Source organism: Vibrio sinaloensis, assembly GCF_000808535.1.
In the GTDB taxonomy this organism is placed as follows: domain Bacteria; phylum Pseudomonadota; class Gammaproteobacteria; order Enterobacterales; family Vibrionaceae; genus Vibrio; species Vibrio sinaloensis_D.
Genome location: NZ_JWLV01000048.1, coordinates 1 through 20,878, shown reverse-complemented (window position 1 = coordinate 20,878; position 20,878 = coordinate 1). Strand labels below are relative to the sequence as shown.

Below are 20,878 nucleotides of genomic sequence, written 5' to 3'. Positions count from 1 at the left end.
TTGAAACCTCGTTAGCGTTAACTGATGCGCCGCTTATATTCCAGACGTCGCCAAGCCGGGCATCGAGTTTCAAACGCTAAATTTGCCAACGAATTTAGTCTACGTAGAGAATCGATCAAGGAGGATGTATGCCTCGTACGGTGAACCCACACGACTTCAAAGATAAGCAGAAAGAAGTCCCGGACTCGGAATACGCTCGTACTATTCCGTGTAATCAGGTAAGCGTTTCAGCGCCATTTCATTGGCTCTCGTTGGGCTTACACGACTTTATCAGAATGCCTCTTATCAGCGCATTCTACGGTTTATGCTTTATGGCCGCCGCGATTGGTATTGTATTGCTCGTTCAATGGCAAGGAACTCACCTCGTGGTAATGCCTAGCCTCGTTGTTTACATGCTAATCGGCCCTTTCCTCGCTCTCGGTCTATACGATGCGAGTTGGGAAAGAGAGAAAGGACACAGCGCTAGCCTGCTTCACTCAATGAAAGCGATCGGACGCAATTCGACCTCTCAATGGGCATTCGCGGTCTTGCTGGCAGTATGTATGATTTTCTGGATGCGCATCGCTGCGTTGCTTCACGCCTTATACCCTTCCGTGCAAGGTGCTCCGCTCACCGAATTTATGCCTTTCCTCGTGATAGGCTCGCTAGTTGGCTTTATCCTCGCTTGTGTTGTGTTCAGCATCTCCGCATTTTCAATTCCGCTGATGATGGAACGTCGCGTCGATATGATGACCGCGGTATTTACCAGCTTCAATGCCGTTAAATCCAACATTCCGGCCATGATTGTGTGGGCTGGTTTAATTTGTGGCGGTATCTTGGTGGGCTTCGCCACTTACGGAATTGGCATGTTGTTCACAATGCCAATACTGGGCTACGGCACTTGGCACGCATACCACGAAACCATTAAGAAGAAACATCACCCTTAACAAGATGAGCCGTTTCGATCTATGATGCGCCCCAACCCTTTTGGTTGGGGCGTTGTTTTAGGAGTAGATGTGTATTTAGAACTCGATTATCGTGCGCACAAAGTCATCGCAGAGTGTCTAGTCCAAGCGCAAAACGCCTTCAAACGTCAATTCCCACAACCTTCACTCAACTACAAGCTACGTGGTAAAGCTGCCGGTAAAGCTTATCTACAACTCAATGAAATCCGCCTCAACCCAACTCTATTTAAAGAGAACCAACAGGCCTTCTTTAACGAGGTGATTCCCCATGAAGTCGCCCACCTTGTGACCTTCCAAGTCTATGGCCGAGTAAGACCACACGGTAAAGAGTGGCAAGGGGTGATGGAAGCTGTATTTAAAGTCCCTGCAAGAACGACGCACAGCTTTGAAATCACTTCAGTACAAGGGAAGACCTTTGAATACCTTTGTGCCTGTACCACCTACCCTTTGTCGATTCGCCGACACAATAAAGTACAGCGAAAGCAAGCCAGTTACCGCTGTCAGCAGTGCCAACAAACACTCGCTTTCAGTGGTAAACAACTCTCCTAGTTAATTGTTTTCTCAGTAATACAAGCCAGCAATGCGTGCTAGACTGTAAGCACTCATACTTTTCTAATACCAAGATATGAAAACACAACGCTTGCTTGCATTCACCATTGCGCTCCTGTCATCCGTGGCCGTCGCCGCTCCACCTTCTTCTTTCTCGAAAGCAAAGAAAGAGGCGGTCAAAATATACGCCGATCACCCAACCAGTTTTTATTGTGGTTGTGATATTCAGTGGCAAGGAAGAAAAGGTATCCCCGACTTAGAATCTTGTGGCTACCAAGTTCGAAAACAGCTCAAACGCGCGTCACGTATCGAATGGGAACATGTGGTCCCTGCGTGGCAATTTGGCCACCAGCGTCAATGTTGGCAAGAGGGCGGACGCAAAAACTGCGCGAAGAAAGATAAAACCTTCCGCATGATGGAAGCCGATCTTCACAACCTGACTCCTGCGATCGGTGAAGTGAATGGCGATCGTTCCAACTATAACTTTAGCCAGTGGAATGGCGTCGACGGCGTCAGCTATGGCCGCTGTGAAATGCAGGTCAACTTTAAGCAGCGCAAAGTGATGCCACCCGATCGAGCAAAAGGCTCTATCGCGCGTACGTACCTTTATATGAGCAAAGAGTATGGATTTAGGCTATCTAAACAGCAAACCCAACTGATGAATGCATGGAACAAGCAGTTTCCGGTTGATTCATGGGAATGTGAGCGAGAAGAGCGAATTTTCAAAATTCAGGGCAATCACAACCCGTTTGTTTATCAAGCGTGCCAAGCCCTTTAAGTTATCTATCCTTCAACCAACAAAGAGTTTCCAGTTCTTAGCTGGAAACGCTTTGCGCCCCTTGTTTTTTCCCTTAAAAGCATCCATGTTAGAGGTTATCTCTAAATCTCTTGCTGGAAATCGAAACCAATGCGAATCCCACGAATCTATCATCCAGAAACCATCTCACAGCTAGGCACTCTCATGTTGAGTGACGACGCTGCCGGCCACATTGGCCGTGTATTGCGAATGAAAGAGGGGCAAGATGTCCTGCTGTTTGATGGCAGTGGTGCTGAATTTCCAGCAACCATTTCAAGTGTGACAAAAAAACACGTCGAAGTGGATGTCACCGAACGCATTGAACGCAGCGCGGAATCACCGCTTGATTTGCACCTAGGTCAGGTTATCTCACGTGGTGACAAGATGGAGTTCACCATCCAAAAATCGGTTGAGCTTGGTGTAAATACCATTACTCCTCTGATTTCAGAGCGCTGTGGTGTGAAACTGGATCAAAAGCGCTTCGAAAAGAAGCTCGCGCAATGGCAGAAAATCGCTATCAGTGCCTGTGAGCAATGTGGTCGTAATACCGTTCCAGAAATCCGCCCAATCATGCAGCTTGAAGAGTGGTGCGCCGAAGACTATGACGGCTTAAAGCTCAACCTTCATCCACGTGCAAAATACTCTATCAATACCCTGCCAACACCGGTAGAGAAGGTTCGTCTATTGATTGGTCCAGAAGGTGGCTTGTCAGCGGAAGAAATCGGCATGACAGAAGAGTATAAATTTGAAGAGACACTGCTTGGCCCACGCGTACTGCGCACGGAAACAGCGGCTCTCACTGCAATTACAGCCTTGCAAGTTCGTTTCGGCGATCTTGGTTAAACGGAGAACAACAATGATCAAATTAGGTATCGTAATGGACCCTATCTCGTCCATTAACATCAAAAAAGACTCTAGCTTTGCCATGATGCTTGAAGCGCAGCGCCGCGGCTACGAAATCCATTACATGGAGATGGGTGACCTTCACCTAGACCAAGGTGTCGCCATTGCAGATACCAAGGTCGTCGAGCTAAAAGAAGATCCAACGGGTTGGTATGAGTTTAAATCGGAGCAAACCATTGAACTGTCTGAGCTTGATGCCGTTCTGATGCGTAAGGATCCTCCGTTTGATACCGAATACATCTACGCGACTTACATCCTAGAGCGCGCTGAAGAGCAAGGCACTCTGATTGTAAACAAGCCGCAAAGCCTACGTGATTGCAACGAGAAGCTGTTCACTGCTTGGTTCCCAGAACTTACCCCGACCACCATCGTAACGCGCAAAGCCGAGAAGATTAAACAGTTCCGTGAAAAGCATGGAGATGTGATCCTTAAGCCACTTGATGGCATGGGTGGCGCATCTATCTTCCGCGTGAAAGAGGGTGATCCAAACGTGTCGGTGATCATTGAAACCCTGACCAACCACGGTCAAAACTACGCAATGGCGCAAACCTTCGTCCCAGACATCAGCAATGGTGACAAGCGCATCCTAGTGGTCGATGGTGAGCCGATTGGTTACTGCTTAGCCCGTATTCCAGCTAAAGGTGAAACCCGCGGCAACCTAGCTGCTGGAGGGACTGGTGAAGCAAGACCATTAAGTGAAACAGATAAAAAGATCGCTGAAGCTGTAGCGCCTACACTTAAGGAAAAAGGACTGATTTTTGTTGGTTTGGATGTCATCGGCGACAAGCTAACTGAAATTAATGTAACAAGCCCAACGTGCATTCGTGAAATCGAGGCTGCATTTGATGTTTCGATCACAGGCAAGCTTATGGATGCGATTGAACGCCGCATCAACAAATAATAACAAGGGGGTGGAACCTCTGCCCCTAATAATCTGTTGGAGTGTCTATGAATTTAACTAACCATTTTTTAGTGGCGATGCCCGGGATGAAAGATCCCTACTTTGAGCGCAGCGTCATCTACGTGTGCGAACACAATGATGAGGGCGCCATGGGTCTAATGATTAATGCTCCAATCGACGTCACCGTCGGCAAAATGCTCAAACAAGTGGATGTCCAATCGGTTCATCCGCAGCTGTTCACCGACAGCCTCGACAAGCCTGTCTTAAAAGGTGGCCCGGTCTCAAGCGATCGAGGCTTCATCTTGCACCAACCCAAAGATGAGTATGAATCGAGTATTCAGATGACGGACAGTATTTCTGTCACCACCTCGCGAGATATTCTCACCGTGCTAGGCACCGAAGCGGAACCAAACGAGTACTTGGTGGCATTGGGCTATTCCGGCTGGGAGCCTGGCCAGCTCGAAAGTGAACTCTCAGACAACTCATGGCTGACCATCGAAGCGGACCCAGACGTCATTTTTAACACGCCCATTGCTGAGCGCTGGCAAAAAGCCGTGCAAATGTTGGGTATTAACGTTGCTCAGCTCTCAAGTGAGATTGGCCACGCGTAATCGACCATAAAGACTAAAAACAGGATTCTCATGTCTAAAACCATCATGTCCTTTGACTTCGGTACCAAAAGCATTGGCAGTGCAATTGGTCAAGAGGTCACGGGTACCGCCTCTCCTCTTCGTGCATTTAAAGCCAATGACGGAATCCCCAATTGGGATGACATCGAAAAATTAATCAAAGAGTGGCAACCCGATTTATTGGTTGTTGGTTTACCGACCGACCTCCATGGTCGCGACTTAGAAACCATCACACCTCGGGCGAAAAAGTTTGCCAACCGACTGCACGGTCGCTATGGCTTACCTGTCGAGTTGCATGATGAAAGACTCTCAACCACCGAAGCGCGAGCAGACCTCTTCAACATGGGAGGATACAAAGCGCTAAGCAAGGGTAATGTCGATTGCCAATCCGCCGTTGTGATTCTGGAAAGTTGGTTTGAAGCGCAATGGGGTGAATAAGCCTTCCCATCGCAGAAACTAAACGAAAAAAGCTGGCGATTAAGCGCCAGCTTTTTTGATCGAATAGCGTTTATAAGTCTTGCGCTTCAATCCAAAGCACAGCGTCTTGCGACAGCTCTTTGCCTTTAAACTCTTTATCAGGACCTGACCCTAGGCACGCAAATCCCCACTTGCCTGCTGTTGGCACACCGAAAGTAAACATGCCATTGTCATCCGTGATGGCAACAATCGCAGACGCAGGAGTGCTGCGATGCGTACCTTTACCAAAAGCATTCGCTTTACTATCAATGTCCGTGTTTAGGAATTCAATCTCACACTCAACACCTGCCGCTGGCTTGCCTTCAGAGAGAAGCTGGCCAGTGAATGTACTACCAGCAAGCACTTGATAAGGCTTGTTCTTCGGCACAATTTCCGTCTTCAAACCCAGTGGCTTCTCCCACCCAGTTGGCAGTCCACCTTTATTGATGTAACGCTTGGTGATTTGTTGAATGTAGATGTCCTCACCGCCTTCATAATAAGGCGCTGGTGTTGCGGCAAAAATGTAATCACCGTTGCGACGGATTTTGTACTCTAACTCAAACGCCTTCGCCTTGTTGTCCGGGCCGGTCCACTCAATAGGTTGCAACGTTTCCAGCAGATCTGTTTTCTTGCCTTTGAATGTAACCGTTAGGGCTTCTGGCTTTTCAATGTCCATCACATGGCCGTTGTCCATCGGGTGACCAAACACAACCTTCATGTCCACGGTCGTTGGAGCGTCAAGCTGAGAAGTTGGCGTATGCATTAATAGGAAGTGAGCCTGAGAAGCGGCAGACAAAGAGAGTGCAGCCACACCAACCGCTAGAGATAACTTTTTCATTTTTTCATCCTAAATTTCTTTGGTTATTCAACAATATTCTTGCCATCAACTTCTATGGAATGTCCCGGCCCAGCATTGAACTGAACTTTGTACTCACCTGCAGGTTTCTCAAATTCAATTTCACCATCTTCGTTAATTTCACTGGTAATTAACGTCTTGCCCGAGCCGTCAATCACCAACACTTCTACGCCGGATGCTGAAGAGCCATCGGAAAAGCCACCTTCACACAAAATGGTATTGTCGCCGAAGTCATAACATGAAAATAACGGGGTGTGAGCCAGTGCTGCACTAGGAAGCACTGCACTCATTAGTAAGAGCAGAGTTTTTTGTTTCATTCTTTCGTCCATTTCTAGCATTTTTAAAAAGATATTGAGAATGAATCCCAATTTTATGCCGAGAGATTAACGACTGAACCCAACAAATGAAAGTGAGAATGATTATTAAATACATCTTCATTGATATAAATCATTTATACAATGGTTATTGTTTAATTAATTTTCGGCGCATTGTTTACAATCTCGAAAGGAAAAACTACTCACTGTTATTACATGCAAACTACCTTAAGCCAGCTATCCATTGGACAAAGCGCAACGATTGTTTCTCATCAATCGAACGGAGCCGTTCGCCAACGCCTGCTTGATTTAGGGCTCATTCCACAGTCTCAAATCAAGCTGATTCGCAAAGCGCCGCTGCGTGATCCTTTCGAGTTTAGAGTGGGCGCAACCAGCGTCGTGATCAGAAAAACAGAAGCCGAGACCGTTGTCGTGCAACTCGCAACGTTGTCGTAAGGAAATCGTTATGCAACGGAAAAAAGTACTACTGGCAGGCCAACAAAACGCGGGCAAGTCGACGATTTTTAATATGCTGACAGGCGCAAGACAGCATGTTGCTAACTACCCAGGCGTTACTGTAGACAAAAAAACAGGCTATTTCTCGGTAGCCGGCGACGCCTACCAACTCATCGATTTACCCGGTACATACAGTTTGAGCTGCTACTCACTAGAAGAAAGGGTGGCTCGCGATGCCCTTAGGCAAGAGTCGGCTGACGTGGTGCTCAACGTAGTCGATGCCGCCAACCTCAACCGCTCTTTGCACCTCACACTGCAACTGATTGAAATGGGTCTGCCAATCGCCTTGGTACTTAACATGATGGACGTTGCTCAGTCAGAGGGTATCGCTATCGACTCGAGTGCGTTGAGTCAACAAGTCGGTGTGCCTGTCGCAGAATGTATTGGTAGGAAAGGAAAAGGTGAAGATCAGATCAACGCTGCTCTGCTCAATGCCAAAAAGCAGCAAGCGCCAATCGATTATCCGCAATTAGAGCCCGAGCTTTCTTCACTCACCGAGTGGCTCGATAGCGCGATTGCCCCGCAAAGCTACTCGTTCCGTTGGCTTGCACTGCGACTGTTAGAACGCGATAGTCATATCGATGAATGGCTAGGTGAGTTGCTGTCTGACCAGCAAGCTCAGCAGTTGAGTGCCAAAGTCCAGCTCTATTTAAACGGCATTGAAACAAGGTTAAGCAGCACAGTCAGTGATTACATTGTTGAGCAGCGACATCTGCGTGTCTCGATGCTTGTTGAAGCGTGCAGCAGTCAATCTTGCCACCAAATCGAAAAACTCTCTGTGAGCGACAAAATTGACAAGGTTGTCCTCAATAAATTTGGCGCGCCGCTGTTTCTTATCGCGACCGTATTTGTCATCTATCAAAGCTCCATTGTCTATGGATACGAGCTAACCAACTACTGGTGGCCTTATCTCGCTGGGCTTAGAGAGCTCATTGCCGGGGTCTTACCCGACGCGGGTTTTCTCCACGATCCTTACGTTCGATCGCTCGGCCTATGGATTGTCGACTCAGCCAACACGCTACTCAACTATATCCCCATTTTTCTGATTCTGTTTGCGCTTATCGCGATCATTGAAGATTCAGGCTACATGGCAAGGATCGCATTTATTTCAGATCGGGTACTCAATCGCTTTGGCTTACATGGACAAAGTACATTGCCGATGATTCTCGCAGGCGTCTTTGCCGGGGGATGCGCCGTACCGGGCGTCATGGCAACCAAAGGGATTCCAGACAATCGCGCTCGCATTGCGACGATCCTAACGGTGCCGTATATGAACTGTTTAGCGAAAGTCCCTCTGTACACCCTGCTTCTGGGTATTTTCTTTGTTGAAGACAAGTCTTTGATGACATTTTACATTTCGACAATTTCAATCATCGCAGCGCTACTTGTGGCAAAGCTGTTAACCCAATCTGTCTTGCGCCGTACCGAGCAAGCCCCCTTTGTCATGGAACTGCCGCGCTACAACCTGCCAACGGCACGCAGTGTGGTGACTCGTTCTCTAGAGAGAACCTGGATGTACGTACGCAAAGTGGGCACCATTGTGCTTGCGGTCTCTACGGTCATTTTCGTCTTGTTGCAATTTCCCGGCGTTCCAGAGCAAGAGCAGCAAGCGTTCCAAGCCCGAGCGGAAAAAGCCGTCGCTCGCTTTCAAAAAGCAGCGAAAAAAACTCAGTATGCCGACTCATTTGATGAACAGTCGTTAACAGACCTCGTAAACTTCTATACGGATTACCGCGCAGCAAAACTGAATGCGAAAGGCGCTGACGCATCTCAATCAGTGAACACCGCTTTCCAATCTCGCAATGAACTTTACTTCGCCATTACTGCGAGAAAGGGAGGAAAAGATGCCGCTAAACTCAACAAAGCATTAAGAAAGCTGGCTTCGGAAAGAAAGAAAATTCGCCGAGAAATGAAAGAGAGGCGCCTTGAAGCTTCACTGTTAGGTAGTTTTGGCCGAGCTTTGGAACCGGTCACCCAATATGCAGGGTTTGATTGGAAGATCAACGTTGCGCTATTTTCTTCGTTTGCCGCTCGCGAAAGCAGTGTGGCGACACTCGGCGTGCTATTTCAACCCGAAGAGGACAATAACCAAAAACTGGAGCAGCGGATGGCCCAATCAGATGAACTTGCCGGTCACGGCGAAGTCGCTGCTGTTGCGCTGATCTTGTTCTTCATTTTGTACCCACCCTGTCTCGCCACCGTGATGATGATAAAAGTGCAGACGGGAGAGTATAAATGGATGCTCCTCTCCATCGTATTGCCTACCTTGCTCGGTTTTACCGTCGCAACGCTTGTTTATACGATCGGTACCCGCTTTGCTCTAAGTGGAATCCAAGTGATGTCACTCACCTACTTTTCAGCCTTAGCCGCTCTGCTGCTGGTCGGTCTACACGATAGAAAGCAGCAGAAAAAACAGGGGCAACCTATTCCTATAAAAGTTGTTGAGAAATAGCATGTTCGAACAAAACTATACCGTCTTGGATACATTTGGGTTAGTCGCGGTTGTAGCAATCGCCATTGTCTACCTTTACGTTCGCTTGGTGAGAAAAAAAGCCAGTTGTGGCAATGGTTGTGGTGGCTGCTGCTCAGATAAATCGAAAGAGAAAATCTAGCCAGTAAAAAATGCCCTGCAGAATAGCAGGGCATGGTTCAATCCATATCAATTTTCACATTACTCAAAGAGCCACCAGCGAATCCGTCACCTCGCCTTGTCTTCAGCATAATGCGTAAGTCATTGGCGGAGTCCGCACTGTGCAAGGCATCTTTTTCATTGATTTTTCCATCGATAACTAACTGATATAAAGCTTGGTCAAAGGTCTGCATGCCTATCTCTTTTGACTTGGCCATGGTCGATTTCAACTCATGCAGTTCACCTCGGCGAATCAGGTCTGACACGCGTGGGCTATTAAGCAGTATTTCAAATACACCGTGACGCCCTTGGCCATTCTTATCACGAATCAACTGTTGGCCTATCACTCCGCGTAGGTTCATCGACAAATCAAACAAGAACTGCTCTTTTTGCTCTTTAGGCACCAAATGCAAGATACGCTCAAGCGCTTGGTTTGCGTTGTTCGCGTGGAGCGTCGCCATACACAGGTGACCTGTTTCAGCAAACGTCATCGCGTATTCCATGGTTTCACGAGAACGAATTTCACCAATTAATATCATATCCGGCGCTTGGCGCAGCGAGTTTTTAAGCGCGACTTCATAGCTTTCGGTATCTAGCCCCACCTCACGCTGGGTAACAATGCAACGCTTATGCTCATGCACAAACTCGATCGGATCTTCCACGGTAAGAATATGACCAGTTCGGTGGGTATTTCGATAGCCAGTCATTGCGGCCATGGTGGTGGATTTCCCCGACCCTGTAGCACCGACGACCAACACGAGCCCTCGCTTGGCGATCGACAGATCTTGCAGCACATCAGGCAAGCGCAAATCTGCAAAGCTAGGAATCGTAGTTTCAATGCGGCGGATCACCGCGCCGGGCAATTCTCGTTGATAGAACGCCGAAACCCGATAACGCCCAAAGTCTCGTACAATCGCAAAGTTCGCCTCTTTGCTTGAATGGAATTCTCGCTGCCGATCTTGATCCATCATACTTCTGAGTAGCATATCCACATCATTCAGTGACAGCTTCTCACCATGCGCACGCAGTTCCCCGTCTACTCGATAAAGGATCGGAGCGCCTACGGTAATGTATAGATCCGACGACTTTTGGTTGTTCATTCCCTGAAGGTAAGCATTAATATCCATATTCTCACCCATCAGAACAAACTATTGGATTCAGTTTCGATCTTCTTCGCCACTTCATCAGGATCCACCTGACCTTGAGCAATCAACTGCTTGGCGTGCTGCTCCATAGTCTGCATGCCGTGCGCTGCACCTGTTTGGATCACTGAATACATCTGTGCCACTTTGTCTTCACGAACCAAGTTTCGAATCGCTGGGGTCGCCATCATGATCTCATGGCAGGCGGTGCGCCCTCCCCCAATCCGTTTCAGCAGTTTCTGCGCGATAACAGCACGCAGTGACTCCGACAACATGGAGCGCACCATGTCTTTATCTCTACCAGGAAAAACATCGATAATACGGTCAATGGTCTTAGCGGCACTACTGGTATGCAGCGTACCAAACACTAAATGGCCTGTTTCCGCCGCCGTCAGCGCCAAGCTGATCGTCTCTTGGTCACGCAGCTCACCCACCAAAATGACATCGGGATCTTCACGCAACGCACTACGCAGCGCATTACTAAAGCTGTGGGTATCACGGTGCACTTCGCGTTGGTTTATCAGGCACTTGTTGTTGGTGTGAACAAATTCGATAGGATCTTCGATGGTAAGGATGTGTTTATTCTGGTGGCGGTTAATGTGATCTACCATGGCAGCAAGCGTTGTCGACTTACCCGAGCCAGTTGGTCCAGTAACCAAGACCAAGCCCTTCTCCATATTGGCGATCTTTTCGAAAATTTGCGGCGCTTCCAATTGCTCTAAGGTTGGAATATCGGTTGGAATGGTACGAAACACCGCAGAGCTACCGCGAGACTGGTTGAACGCATTGACACGGAATCGACCGACGTTGGGTAACTCAAATGAAAAATCGACTTCAAGCCGCTCTTCAAACTCACTTCGCTGAGCATCGTTCATGATCTCAAAAATCAAACGGTGCACATCAGAATGACTAAAAGCAGGAACACCAAGCTTTCTTACTTCTCCATCTATACGTACCATGGGTGAAACACCCGCAGAAAGATGTAGATCTGATGCATTATGCTTTACACTAAAATCTAGTAATTCAGCGATATCCATTTATTTTCCTTAAGTAAAATCGGCTATGAACAGTATTCAACAAAATATTGAACAGATCACCTCACAGATTGAGAGCGCACAACAAAAGTGTGGACGACCTCGAGAGTCAGTGCAACTTCTGGCGGTGAGTAAAACGAAACCTGTAGACGCAATTCTCGAAGCTGCCCACGCAGGCCAAGTTGCATTTGGTGAAAACTACGTGCAAGAAGGGGCCGATAAAGTAGCATATTTTAACGAACACCATCCAGAACTTGCGCTTGAGTGGCATTTCATTGGTCCGATCCAATCCAACAAGTCTCGTCACGTGGCAGAGAACTTTGCTTGGGTACATACGGTTGACCGCGCCAAGATAGCTCAGCGCCTCAATGACCAACGTCCAGCAGGCATGCCTCCGCTTCAAGTCCTAATGCAAGTCAACACCAGTGGTGAAGCATCAAAATCTGGCCTGAATGAAAATGAAATCTTTGCTCTGGCAGAGTTGATTTCTTCGCTGCCCAACCTCACGTTAAGAGGATTGATGTCAATTCCTGCCAACGTGTCTGACTACGCATCACAGCTGTCCGCATTTAAGCAATTGGCCGAGTTAAAAGATGCGTTGGCAAAGCGTTTTCCAGATGAGCAGCTTGATACCCTATCGATGGGAATGAGCGGCGATATGGACGCGGCCATCGAAGCGGGAAGCACTATGGTTCGTATCGGGACCGCCATTTTCGGCGCACGTGACTACAGCAAGTCATAAACAAACAGAAGGACAAGATAACCAATGGAACACAAGAAAATTGCCTTCATTGGCGCGGGCAACATGGTCAAAGCCATTGTTTCTGGATTAATTGCAGGTGGGTATCCTTCATCTTTGATTACGGCGACTGCACCTTCAGAAACAAGGCGCCTACCGCTAGAGCGAGAGTTTGGTATCAATACCACGAATAACAATAGCGACGCCGTACAGGAAGCCGATGTGATTGTGTTGTCTGTGAAGCCACAAATGATGGAGGAGGTATGCAAGCCTCTTCGGCAGCTAGATTGGTCAGGCAAATTGGTTATCTCGATTGCCGCGGGTATTCAAAGTGCGCGCTTTAATGAAATGCTAAACAGTGAGCTCAACTTGGTTCGAGTGATGCCTAATACACCTTCGCAGTTAGGCTTGGGCATGAGCGGCTTGTTTGCACCAGCGCATGTTTCTGAGCAAGACAAAGCCTTTGCAGCTCAGCTCATGGAATCATGTGGAAAGGTCTGCTGGGTTGAGCAAGAATCTGGTATCAACAACATCATTGCCGCCGCAGGCAGTGCGCCAGCCTATTTCTTCCTGTTTATGGAAGCGATGCAAGCCGAGGCCATCGCGCAAGGCTTTGATAAAGACACCGCGCGTTTGTTGGTTCAACAATCAGCACTTGGCGCGGCCAGTATGGTGGTGAACAACCCAGAAACCGAGCTGTCCACACTAAGAGAGAATGTCACCTCTAAAGGTGGAACAACCGCAGAGGCGCTGCGCACATTCAATGAACACCAACTTTCAGATATAGTAGCCAAAGCCATGCAAGCGGCGGTCGCGCGCGCTAAAGAGATGGAAGCACTATTTTAACTATTTGAGCCTCAGGCTCACTAACTAAGGGTCACCTATGAATTCGATGAGTTTTCTGATTTCCACCCTATTTGATTTGTACATCATGGTGGTGATCTTACGCATTTGGCTGCAAGCCGCCCGTGCCGATTTCTACAATCCGTTTTCGCAGTTTATCGTCAAAGCCACTCAACCTGTGATTGGCCCACTACGCCGAGTCATTCCATCTATCGGTAGCTTGGATATGGCAACCGTCTTGTTTGCCTACGTATTGTGTGTACTCAAGTTTGTCGCGCTGATTCTTATTGCATCCAACGGCTCAGTATCATTCAGTGCAGATTTTCTATTCTTGGGCTTCTTGTCACTTCTAAAAGCGGCCGGCAGTCTGTTGTTCTGGGTGCTATTGATCCGCGCCATCTTAAGCTGGGTGAGTCAAGGTCGCAGCCCGATTGAGTACGTGTTCCACCAGCTCACTGAACCTATGCTGGCACCAATTCGTCGCATTATTCCGGCGATGGGTGGTTTCGACCTCAGCGTGCTGGTGCTGTTCATCGCTCTTCAATTCGCTAACTTCCTAATGGGCGATTTGATCGGTCCAATCTGGTTCCAACTATAATGTCTAACGTTGCTTGGTTTGATGGCGAAGATTTAGTTCTTCGCCTCTATATTCAACCAAAAGCGAGTAGAGACAAGTTAGTCGGGTTACATGGCGACGAACTGAAAGTCGCCATTACTGCCCCACCCGTAGATGGCAAGGCCAATGCGCATTTGAGCAAATACCTCGCAAAACAATTTAAAGTCGCGAAGGGATTCATCAAGATAGAAAAAGGCGAACTCGGCCGGCACAAACAGCTCAGAGTAAACTCGCCCACTCAAATCCCCGCAGAAATTAAAGCCATCTTATGATGGCTTTTTGTTTACAAAGGAAGAAGCAGCTATGAAAAAATGGATTACCCTACTGTGTGCAAGCTTGCTTGCCCTACCGACATGGGCAGGTCAGTTTAAAACCATTAAAGAGGTGGAAGTACACTACTCTGCCTTTAACTCTACTTTTTTGACACCGCAAGTCGCGCGCAGCTATAAGCTAAAACGCAATGGCTACTCCGCGCTTCTCAACATCAGTGTGCTCGACAACTACCAACCAGGTAAGCCTGCTATTACAGCGAAAATCAGTGGCTCGGCGAAAAACCTGCTTGGTCAAACTCGTCAGCTGACCTTCCGTGAAGTCAAAGAGGCGAACGCCATTTATTACTTAGCAGAGTTTCCCATCAGCGACGAAGAGAACTTAACCTTCACCATTGATGTTAATGCTGGCAATAAAGGCACGGGCACATTAAAGTTCACCCAAAAATTTTATGTCGAAGAGTAATTAGGCTGTGATGATCTAAATGCTTTTGGACACCCTAAGACCGAAACCTATTTAACGGGAAGAGGCGTCACTCTCCCCACTTATAAAAACGAAAGAGACCACCATGAAAAAGATAGTGCTAGCAACTGGCAACCAAGGCAAAGTTCGTGAAATGGCTGACCTACTGTCTGACTTCGGCTTCAATGTTGTTGCTCAAAGCGAGTTCAATGTATCGGAAGTCGCCGAGACTGGCACAACCTTTATCGAAAATGCCATCATCAAAGCGCGCCACGCAGCAAAAGAAACTGGCCTTGCCGCGATTGCGGATGACTCTGGCCTTGAAGTGGATGCCCTTAAAGGCGCACCAGGTATCTATTCTGCCCGTTATGCAGGTGTTGGTGCGACTGACCAACAGAATTTAGAAAAGCTACTTGAAGCAATGAAAGACGTACCGGAAGCAGAACGCACTGCACGTTTCCACTGTGTACTGGTGCTTATGCGCCATGAAAACGATCCAACACCGATCGTTTGTCACGGCAAATGGGAAGGCCGCATTCTGACGGAAGCTCACGGAGATAACGGCTTTGGTTACGACCCAATCTTCTTTGTCCCTGAAGATAACTGCGCTTCAGCTGAGCTAGAGCCAGCACGCAAGAAGCAACTTTCTCATCGTGGTAAAGCGCTCAAAACACTGTTTGCAACGCTTTCTGAGCAACCTTTGTAATCGTAATGAGCCAACTAATTCCACCAGCGTTAAGCCTTTATGTACACATCCCATGGTGTGTACAAAAATGCCCATATTGCGACTTTAACTCGCATGCTCAAAAGGCAGAGATTCCCGAGAAGGAATACATTGCCGCTCTGCTTCAAGATTTAGAGGCCGATATTGAACGCTATCAACTAGAGAGCAACCCACGTCTACTGCATTCCATATTTATTGGCGGCGGTACGCCAAGTTTAATCTCAGCACAAGGCATTGCCGATCTGCTCTCTGGCATTGAGGCAAGACTGCCATTTAAGCCCGATATTGAGATCACTATGGAAGCCAACCCAGGCACCATTGAGGCAGAACGTTTTGCTGGTTACCAAAAAGCAGGAGTCACTCGAATTTCGGTAGGCGTGCAGAGCTTCGAGCAACAAAAGTTAGAACGGCTTGGGCGTATTCACGGTCAAGATGAAGCCGTTAACGCCGCCAAGCTTGCTCATCAGATTGGCTTAAACAGCTTTAACCTCGATCTTATGCACGGCTTACCGGATCAATCTGTCGATCAAGCTCTTGCTGACCTTGAGAAAGCGATCGCGCTTGATCCTCCGCATCTATCTTGGTATCAGCTGACCATTGAGCCCAATACTCTGTTCTACTACAAACAGCCAACGCTACCTGACGACGATGACCTGTGGGATATCTTCGAACTTGGGCATAAAAAGCTCGCTGACGCAGGCTACGTTCAATACGAAATCTCCGGTTACAGCAAGCCAGGATTCCAATGCCAACACAACCTCAACTACTGGCGCTTTGGTGATTACCTTGGCATAGGCTGTGGCGCTCACGGTAAGATCAGTTTTCGTGATGGACGCATTGTTCGCACCACCAAAATTAAGCACCCTAAAGGCTACCTCGCCGCGTACGACAATATGGTCAAACCGTACTTGAACAGCGAAGAGGAAGTTGCAGCAGACGATCGCCCTTTCGAGTTCTTTATGAACCGCTTTCGACTTCTTGAAGCCTGCCCTAAGCAAGACTTTCTTGATACAACAGGCTTAGGCTTTGAAGCAATTCAAGCCACCATGAACTGGGCGATTGAGATGGGCTACATCGACGAGAGCGATACTCAGTGGCAAATCACAGAGAAAGGTAAGTTGTTCCTAAACGATCTGCTTGAAGCCTTTATGGCAGAAGAATAAAACCGATATAAAAAAGGGTTGAGGCGCAAACCTCAACCCGTTGTTTATAAGGTGTGTCAGATTAGAAGATCGAACGACCGATTCGCTCAGCAAGCAACTCTAACGCTTTGGTTCCTGCCAATGAGTTACCTGAAGGATCAAGTTCAGGCGACCAAACCGCAATTGTCATTTCTCCGGGAACTACTGCAATGATGCCCCCACCAACCCCTGATTTACCCGGCATACCCACGCGATACGCAAACTCGCCCGCTCCGTCATAGAGACCACACGTTGCCAGTAATGCATTGAGCTGCTTCGTTTGAGTTGGCGTAATCACTGGCTTACCCGTTTGCACTGATGTCCCTTTGTTGGCCAAGTAGCTGAAGGTCTTTGCTAAATCGACGCAGCTCATTTTGAGCGCACAGGCGTGGAAATAGTTGTTCAGTACCGGAATCACATCGTTTTCAAAGTTACCAAACGAGCGCATCAGATACGCGATCGCTGCATTGCGATCGCTGTGCATCATCTCCGAAGCTGCCACCACTTTGTCATAACAAATATGGGTATCGCCCGATAGCTGACGAACGAATTCAAGCAGTCGTTGGCGCGGCGCCGACAAACGGCTGTTGAGCAAGTCAGCCACCACAATCGCACCCGCATTAATAAACGGGTTACGTGGAATGCCTTGCTCCATCTCAAGCTGAATCAGAGAGTTAAACGCCTGACCCGATGGTTCTTTACCGACTCGACTCCAAATCTCGTCCGGTTTATACAAACACATGGCAAGCGTTAGACTAAGCGCTTTAGAGATGGATTGAATGGAAAAAGACTCATCAGCATCTCCAGCTTTGATCACTTGACCATCGTTGGTAAATACCGCAATCCCCAGTTTGTTTGCCGGCACTTTCGCAAGAGCCGGAATGTAATCAGCAACTTTACCTTTCCCAATCAGAGGACGAACCTCTTCTAGGATTTCAGTGAGAATTTCTTTTGTCGGTTTCATGGCAACCTTAAAAATCAATTAGTTATTATTATTTTCTTGTAGGGTCAAAAAAGCCAACATCGTGGAATGTTGGCTTTCTCGTTGTTTGTTGAGCGGTTAGCAGAGTAACCTGCGCGAGGCTATTTTACGCGCTTGTATTTAATATCCCAAACACCGTGACCCAAACGGTGACCGCGCGCTTCAAATTTTGTTAGCGGGCGCTCATCAGGGCGAGGAATGTAATCACCATCCTCCGCGATGTTCTCAAAACCAGGCGCTTGATTCATCACTTCGATCATGTGCTCGGCGTAGTTTTCCCAGTCTGTCGCCATATGGAAAACACCTTCGCCATCAATCAGTTTTTGGCGAACCATTTCAGCGAAGCCGAGCTGAACGATACGACGCTTGTGGTGGCGCTTCTTGTGCCATGGGTCAGGGAAGAAGAGTTGCAGCGTTGCTAGGCTGCTATCAGGGATCATGTGCTCAAAAACTTCAACCGCATCGTGACACATAACGCGTAGGTTAGTAATACCCGCCTCGCGAGCGTCAGACAAGCACGCACCCACGCCAGGGCTGTGTACTTCGATGCCGATAAAGTTCTTTTCTGGTGCATTCTTCGCCATTTCAACCAGCGATGCGCCCATGCCAAAACCAATCTCGAGAACGACAGGGTTATCGTTGCCAAACACTTCTTTCCAATCAAGAAGCTTTTCTTGGTAATCAATACCCATGGTTGGCCAACACTCATTCATCGCGTTTTCTTGACCTTTGGTCAAACGACCTTCGCGGCGAACAAAGCTGCGAATTTTGCGTATCAGTTTACCGTCTTCGTTGTACTCGTTAGTGGTCACTTCACTCATGATTTTGCCTGTTTAAAATTTGCTCTCGACTCAAAGGGATTGTGATTATCCAAAGAATTGCCACTGGTGCAAGTTTTTTAGCGAATTCCACTCTTATCCCTGCTGGAAAGTATACCCTTACTGTTTGTCGGTTGTACTTTACCTACAAACTATGATGCAATTTTGCCAGATTCGATAACAAAATAAACAGAGCAAGTCGTGACTCCATTCGCTAGTGCCATCCTAGAGTGGTATGAAAACTATGGCCGTAAAAGCCTACCTTGGCAGCAAGATAAAACCGCATATAGCGTTTGGCTGTCAGAAATCATGTTGCAACAAACTCAAGTTGCTACCGTCATCCCCTATTACCAACGTTTTCTAGAGCGATTCCCAACGGTTATCGATTTAGCCAACGCGGAGCAAGATGAAGTTCTCCACCTTTGGACGGGACTGGGCTATTACGCGCGTGCTCGTAACCTGCATAAAGCCGCAAAAGTGGTCGCAGAACAATATGGAGGAGAGTTTCCGCTCAACATAGAAGAGATGAATGCGCTACCCGGTATTGGGCGTTCGACAGCCGCAGCGATTCTTTCCTCAGTCTATAAACAGCCACACGCTATATTAGATGGTAACGTTAAGCGAACCTTAGCACGTAGTTTTGCTGTAGAAGGTTGGCCCGGACAAAAGAAAGTTGAAAATCAATTGTGGCACTACGCTGAGGCACACACGCCCGATGTGGACGTCGATAAATACAATCAAGCCATGATGGACATGGGCGCCATGGTGTGCACGCGCAGCAAGCCCAAGTGTACCTTGTGCCCAGTCGAATCAATGTGCGTTGCCAAACAGCAAGGTAATCCGCTTGATTATCCAGGTAAAAAGCCGAAAAAAGAGAAGCCTGTGAAAGAAGCATGGTTTGTAATGCTTCACTTCGATGGCAAAGTCTGGCTAGAGCAACGCCCGCAGTCTGGTATCTGGGGCGGGCTATTCTGCTTTCCAGAACACAGTGACGCCGATATTCAGCATCAGTTGGACCTTCGCGGCGTCTTAGAAACTAGCATCAATCAAACCAGCCAACTGATCGCTTTTCGTCATACCTTCAGTCACTACCACCTCGACATCACCCCAATTTTGGTAGACTTATCAAACCAACCTAATGTGGCAATGGAAGCAGGCAAAGGTCTTTGGTATAACTTATCCCAACCTGAAGAGATCGGTTTAGCTGCACCAGTCAAACAATTGCTGGAAAGCTTACCCTTTGAGCTTCAACATTAATCTATTTAAGGAATCGTTATGAGCCGCACCGTATTTTGTGCTCGACTGCAGAAAGAAGCTGACGGTCTAGACTTTCAACTTTATCCAGGTGAACTGGGCAAACGTATTTTCGACAACATTTCAAAAGAAGCTTGGGCTGAGTGGCAACACAAACAGACCATGCTGATCAATGAAAAGAAACTGAATATGATGGATCCTGAGCATCGTAAACTGCTTGAAGCAGAGATGGTCAGCTTCTTATTTGAAGGCAAAGAGGTTCACATCGAGGGTTACACGCCACCGAGTGAGTAAAAACTCACCGAAGCGTAACGATCAACGAAAAGACATCACTGCATTGCATTGATGTCTTTTTTTAGGAGAATTATGAAGAAGTTAGCCTACTTTGCTCTGGCCATGACCTTGACCGGTTGCAGCCGAGAATTTGTCGAAAGCATATATGACGTCAATTACGAACCGACCAACCGTTTTGCAAAAAACCTAGCGGGGCTACCTGGTCAATTCGCAAAAGATACCGATGCCCTTGACGCCCTAATCAATAGTTTTTCAGGCAACATTGAAAAACGCTGGGGACGGAATGAAATCAAGTTTGCGGGCAAAAGTAACTACGTTAAGTACATCGACAATTATTTGAGCCGCTCAGAGGTCAACTTCGATAAAGGGTTGATCACGGTAGAGACCGTCTCTCCGACCGACCCAAAAGGGCATTTAAAAAATGCCATCATCACCACACTCCTAACACCAGACGACCCAGCCAACGTTGATCTGTTCTCTTCTAAAGAGATCACCCTCGAGGGTCAGCCCTTTCTTTATCGACAAGTGGTTGATCAAGATAAACAGCCCATTCAGTGGTCTTGGCGAGCTAATCGATTTGCCGATTATCTGATCGCCAATCACCTCAAAGTCAAAGATGTCGACTTTAAGAAAGCCTACTATGTCGAAATTCCTATGGTGGAAGAACAGTTCGAGATCCGCAGCTATAAATACGCAGACATTGTTCAGCGCGCGTCTCGTAAGTACGACATCCCCGAAGATCTAATTTACGCCATCATTAAAACTGAGAGCAGCTTTAACCCTTACGCGGTCAGTTGGGCCAATGCCTATGGCTTGATGCAAGTTGTCCCTAAGACTGCGGGTAAAGATGTGTTTAAGCTCGTAAAGAAAAAGTCGGGGGAGCCAACTCCAGAGTATTTATTTAACCCTGAAAACAACATAGATACTGGTACCGCCTACTTCTACATTTTGAAAAACCGCTATTTGAAAGACGTCAATCACCCACTTTCACTCGAGTACAGCATGATCTCGGCGTACAACGGGGGG

At 47.7% G+C, this 20,878-nt stretch carries 26 protein-coding genes; 20 read left to right on the top strand and 6 right to left on the bottom strand.

The annotated features are described in order from the left end of the window. The first annotated feature begins 128 nt into the window (after nucleotides 1-128). The 7 genes from RJ47_RS18925 to ruvX all read left to right on the top strand — a co-directional run bounded on the left by RJ47_RS18925 (nucleotide 129) and on the right by ruvX (nucleotide 5,160). The gene (locus RJ47_RS18925) at nucleotides 129-926 is read left to right on the top strand and encodes a DUF2189 domain-containing protein (RefSeq protein ID WP_039486210.1); all 798 of its coding nucleotides are present in this window, start codon (nucleotides 129-131) and stop codon (nucleotides 924-926) included. 69 nt (nucleotides 927-995) lie between these two features. Further along, nucleotides 996-1,493, top strand: a complete 498-nt coding sequence (locus RJ47_RS18920; protein ID WP_039486420.1) for a SprT family zinc-dependent metalloprotease — start codon at nucleotides 996-998, stop codon at nucleotides 1,491-1,493. 76 nt (nucleotides 1,494-1,569) lie between these two features. Beyond that, entirely contained in the window at nucleotides 1,570-2,271 is a 702-nt protein-coding gene (gene endA / locus RJ47_RS18915) for a deoxyribonuclease I (protein WP_005475167.1), read from the top strand. A 129-nt stretch (nucleotides 2,272-2,400) separates the two neighbouring features. Continuing rightward, nucleotides 2,401-3,132, top strand: coding sequence for a 16S rRNA (uracil(1498)-N(3))-methyltransferase (rsmE, locus tag RJ47_RS18910; protein ID WP_038191409.1), 732 nt, complete (start codon nucleotides 2,401-2,403; stop codon nucleotides 3,130-3,132). Between the two features lie 13 nt (nucleotides 3,133-3,145). Then, nucleotides 3,146-4,093 (top strand): glutathione synthase, encoded by a 948-nt coding sequence (gene gshB / locus RJ47_RS18905; protein ID WP_039486208.1) that lies wholly within the window; start codon nucleotides 3,146-3,148, stop codon nucleotides 4,091-4,093. A gap of 47 nt (nucleotides 4,094-4,140) precedes the next feature. Then, entirely contained in the window at nucleotides 4,141-4,704 is a 564-nt protein-coding gene (locus RJ47_RS18900) for a YqgE/AlgH family protein (RefSeq protein WP_038137822.1), read from the top strand. A gap of 30 nt (nucleotides 4,705-4,734) precedes the next feature. Beyond that, on the top strand, nucleotides 4,735-5,160 hold the full coding sequence (ruvX, locus tag RJ47_RS18895) for a Holliday junction resolvase RuvX (RefSeq protein WP_039486206.1): 426 nt from the start codon (nucleotides 4,735-4,737) through the stop codon (nucleotides 5,158-5,160). Nucleotides 5,161-5,230: 70 nt separating this feature from the next. On the opposite strand, the gene RJ47_RS18890 is transcribed toward ruvX, so the two are convergent. Both RJ47_RS18890 and RJ47_RS18885 read right to left on the bottom strand, forming a co-directional pair. Further along, nucleotides 5,231-6,016 (bottom strand): DUF4198 domain-containing protein, encoded by a 786-nt coding sequence (locus tag RJ47_RS18890; RefSeq protein ID WP_039486204.1) that lies wholly within the window; start codon nucleotides 6,014-6,016, stop codon nucleotides 5,231-5,233. A 23-nt stretch (nucleotides 6,017-6,039) separates the two neighbouring features. Further along, nucleotides 6,040-6,351, bottom strand: a complete 312-nt coding sequence (locus RJ47_RS18885) for a hypothetical protein (protein ID WP_038137830.1) — start codon at nucleotides 6,349-6,351, stop codon at nucleotides 6,040-6,042. A 213-nt stretch (nucleotides 6,352-6,564) separates the two neighbouring features. Between RJ47_RS18885 and RJ47_RS18880 the strand changes: the two genes are divergently transcribed. Genes RJ47_RS18880 through RJ47_RS21350 form a run of 3 tightly spaced genes read left to right on the top strand, consistent with a single transcriptional unit; the run spans nucleotide 6,565 to nucleotide 9,476 of the window. Next, a complete protein-coding gene (locus tag RJ47_RS18880) occupies nucleotides 6,565-6,804 on the top strand; it encodes a FeoA family protein (RefSeq protein ID WP_039486202.1) in 240 nt (79 codons plus the stop codon). 10 nt (nucleotides 6,805-6,814) lie between these two features. Next, nucleotides 6,815-9,316, top strand: coding sequence for a ferrous iron transport protein B (gene feoB / locus RJ47_RS18875; RefSeq protein ID WP_039486200.1), 2,502 nt, complete (start codon nucleotides 6,815-6,817; stop codon nucleotides 9,314-9,316). A gap of 1 nt (nucleotide 9,317) precedes the next feature. Continuing rightward, complete coding sequence (locus tag RJ47_RS21350) at nucleotides 9,318-9,476, top strand: FeoB-associated Cys-rich membrane protein (protein WP_156143353.1); 159 nt, start codon at nucleotides 9,318-9,320, stop codon at nucleotides 9,474-9,476. A 37-nt stretch (nucleotides 9,477-9,513) separates the two neighbouring features. On the opposite strand, the gene RJ47_RS18870 is transcribed toward RJ47_RS21350, so the two are convergent. Continuing rightward, a complete protein-coding gene (locus RJ47_RS18870) occupies nucleotides 9,514-10,620 on the bottom strand; it encodes a PilT/PilU family type 4a pilus ATPase (RefSeq protein WP_038214693.1) in 1,107 nt (368 codons plus the stop codon). A gap of 11 nt (nucleotides 10,621-10,631) precedes the next feature. Beyond that, complete coding sequence (locus RJ47_RS18865) at nucleotides 10,632-11,672, bottom strand: type IV pilus twitching motility protein PilT (RefSeq protein WP_039486198.1); 1,041 nt, start codon at nucleotides 11,670-11,672, stop codon at nucleotides 10,632-10,634. Nucleotides 11,673-11,697: 25 nt separating this feature from the next. Between RJ47_RS18865 and RJ47_RS18860 the strand changes: the two genes are divergently transcribed. From RJ47_RS18860 to hemW, 7 genes are all read left to right on the top strand, one after another. Then, nucleotides 11,698-12,411: a YggS family pyridoxal phosphate-dependent enzyme gene (locus RJ47_RS18860; protein WP_038137838.1), complete on the top strand. Its 714-nt coding sequence runs from the start codon at nucleotides 11,698-11,700 to the stop codon at nucleotides 12,409-12,411. A 24-nt stretch (nucleotides 12,412-12,435) separates the two neighbouring features. Continuing rightward, nucleotides 12,436-13,254: a pyrroline-5-carboxylate reductase gene (gene proC / locus RJ47_RS18855; RefSeq protein ID WP_039486196.1), complete on the top strand. Its 819-nt coding sequence runs from the start codon at nucleotides 12,436-12,438 to the stop codon at nucleotides 13,252-13,254. Between the two features lie 37 nt (nucleotides 13,255-13,291). After that, nucleotides 13,292-13,849, top strand: coding sequence for a YggT family protein (locus tag RJ47_RS18850; RefSeq protein WP_005475177.1), 558 nt, complete (start codon nucleotides 13,292-13,294; stop codon nucleotides 13,847-13,849). Continuing rightward, nucleotides 13,849-14,139, top strand: a complete 291-nt coding sequence (yggU, locus tag RJ47_RS18845; protein WP_038214408.1) for a DUF167 family protein YggU — start codon at nucleotides 13,849-13,851, stop codon at nucleotides 14,137-14,139. The genes RJ47_RS18850 and yggU overlap by 1 nt, the downstream gene beginning before the upstream one ends. 31 nt (nucleotides 14,140-14,170) lie before the next feature. Beyond that, complete coding sequence (locus tag RJ47_RS18840; RefSeq protein WP_005475132.1) at nucleotides 14,171-14,602, top strand: DUF4426 domain-containing protein; 432 nt, start codon at nucleotides 14,171-14,173, stop codon at nucleotides 14,600-14,602. Between the two features lie 103 nt (nucleotides 14,603-14,705). Next, a complete protein-coding gene (locus tag RJ47_RS18835; RefSeq protein WP_038137848.1) occupies nucleotides 14,706-15,305 on the top strand; it encodes an XTP/dITP diphosphatase in 600 nt (199 codons plus the stop codon). A 5-nt stretch (nucleotides 15,306-15,310) separates the two neighbouring features. Then, complete coding sequence (gene hemW, locus RJ47_RS18830) at nucleotides 15,311-16,486, top strand: radical SAM family heme chaperone HemW (protein WP_039486194.1); 1,176 nt, start codon at nucleotides 15,311-15,313, stop codon at nucleotides 16,484-16,486. Nucleotides 16,487-16,547: 61 nt separating this feature from the next. Here hemW and glsB read toward each other — a convergent pair whose 3' ends face one another. Together glsB and trmB are read right to left on the bottom strand one after the other, a co-directional pair. Further along, nucleotides 16,548-17,468: a glutaminase B gene (glsB, locus tag RJ47_RS18825; protein ID WP_039486192.1), complete on the bottom strand. Its 921-nt coding sequence runs from the start codon at nucleotides 17,466-17,468 to the stop codon at nucleotides 16,548-16,550. Between the two features lie 119 nt (nucleotides 17,469-17,587). Beyond that, a complete protein-coding gene (gene trmB, locus RJ47_RS18820; protein WP_038137857.1) occupies nucleotides 17,588-18,307 on the bottom strand; it encodes a tRNA (guanosine(46)-N7)-methyltransferase TrmB in 720 nt (239 codons plus the stop codon). Between the two features lie 198 nt (nucleotides 18,308-18,505). Between trmB and mutY the strand changes: the two genes are divergently transcribed. The 3 genes from mutY to RJ47_RS18805 all read left to right on the top strand — a co-directional run. Further along, nucleotides 18,506-19,561, top strand: a complete 1,056-nt coding sequence (gene mutY, locus RJ47_RS18815; RefSeq protein ID WP_039486190.1) for an A/G-specific adenine glycosylase — start codon at nucleotides 18,506-18,508, stop codon at nucleotides 19,559-19,561. An 18-nt stretch (nucleotides 19,562-19,579) separates the two neighbouring features. Further along, the gene (locus tag RJ47_RS18810) at nucleotides 19,580-19,852 is read left to right on the top strand and encodes an oxidative damage protection protein (RefSeq protein ID WP_008078685.1); all 273 of its coding nucleotides are present in this window, start codon (nucleotides 19,580-19,582) and stop codon (nucleotides 19,850-19,852) included. Between the two features lie 72 nt (nucleotides 19,853-19,924). Then, nucleotides 19,925-20,878, top strand: a 954-nt coding sequence (locus RJ47_RS18805; RefSeq protein ID WP_039486188.1) for a murein transglycosylase domain-containing protein, incomplete at its 3' end; no start/stop codon positions are given.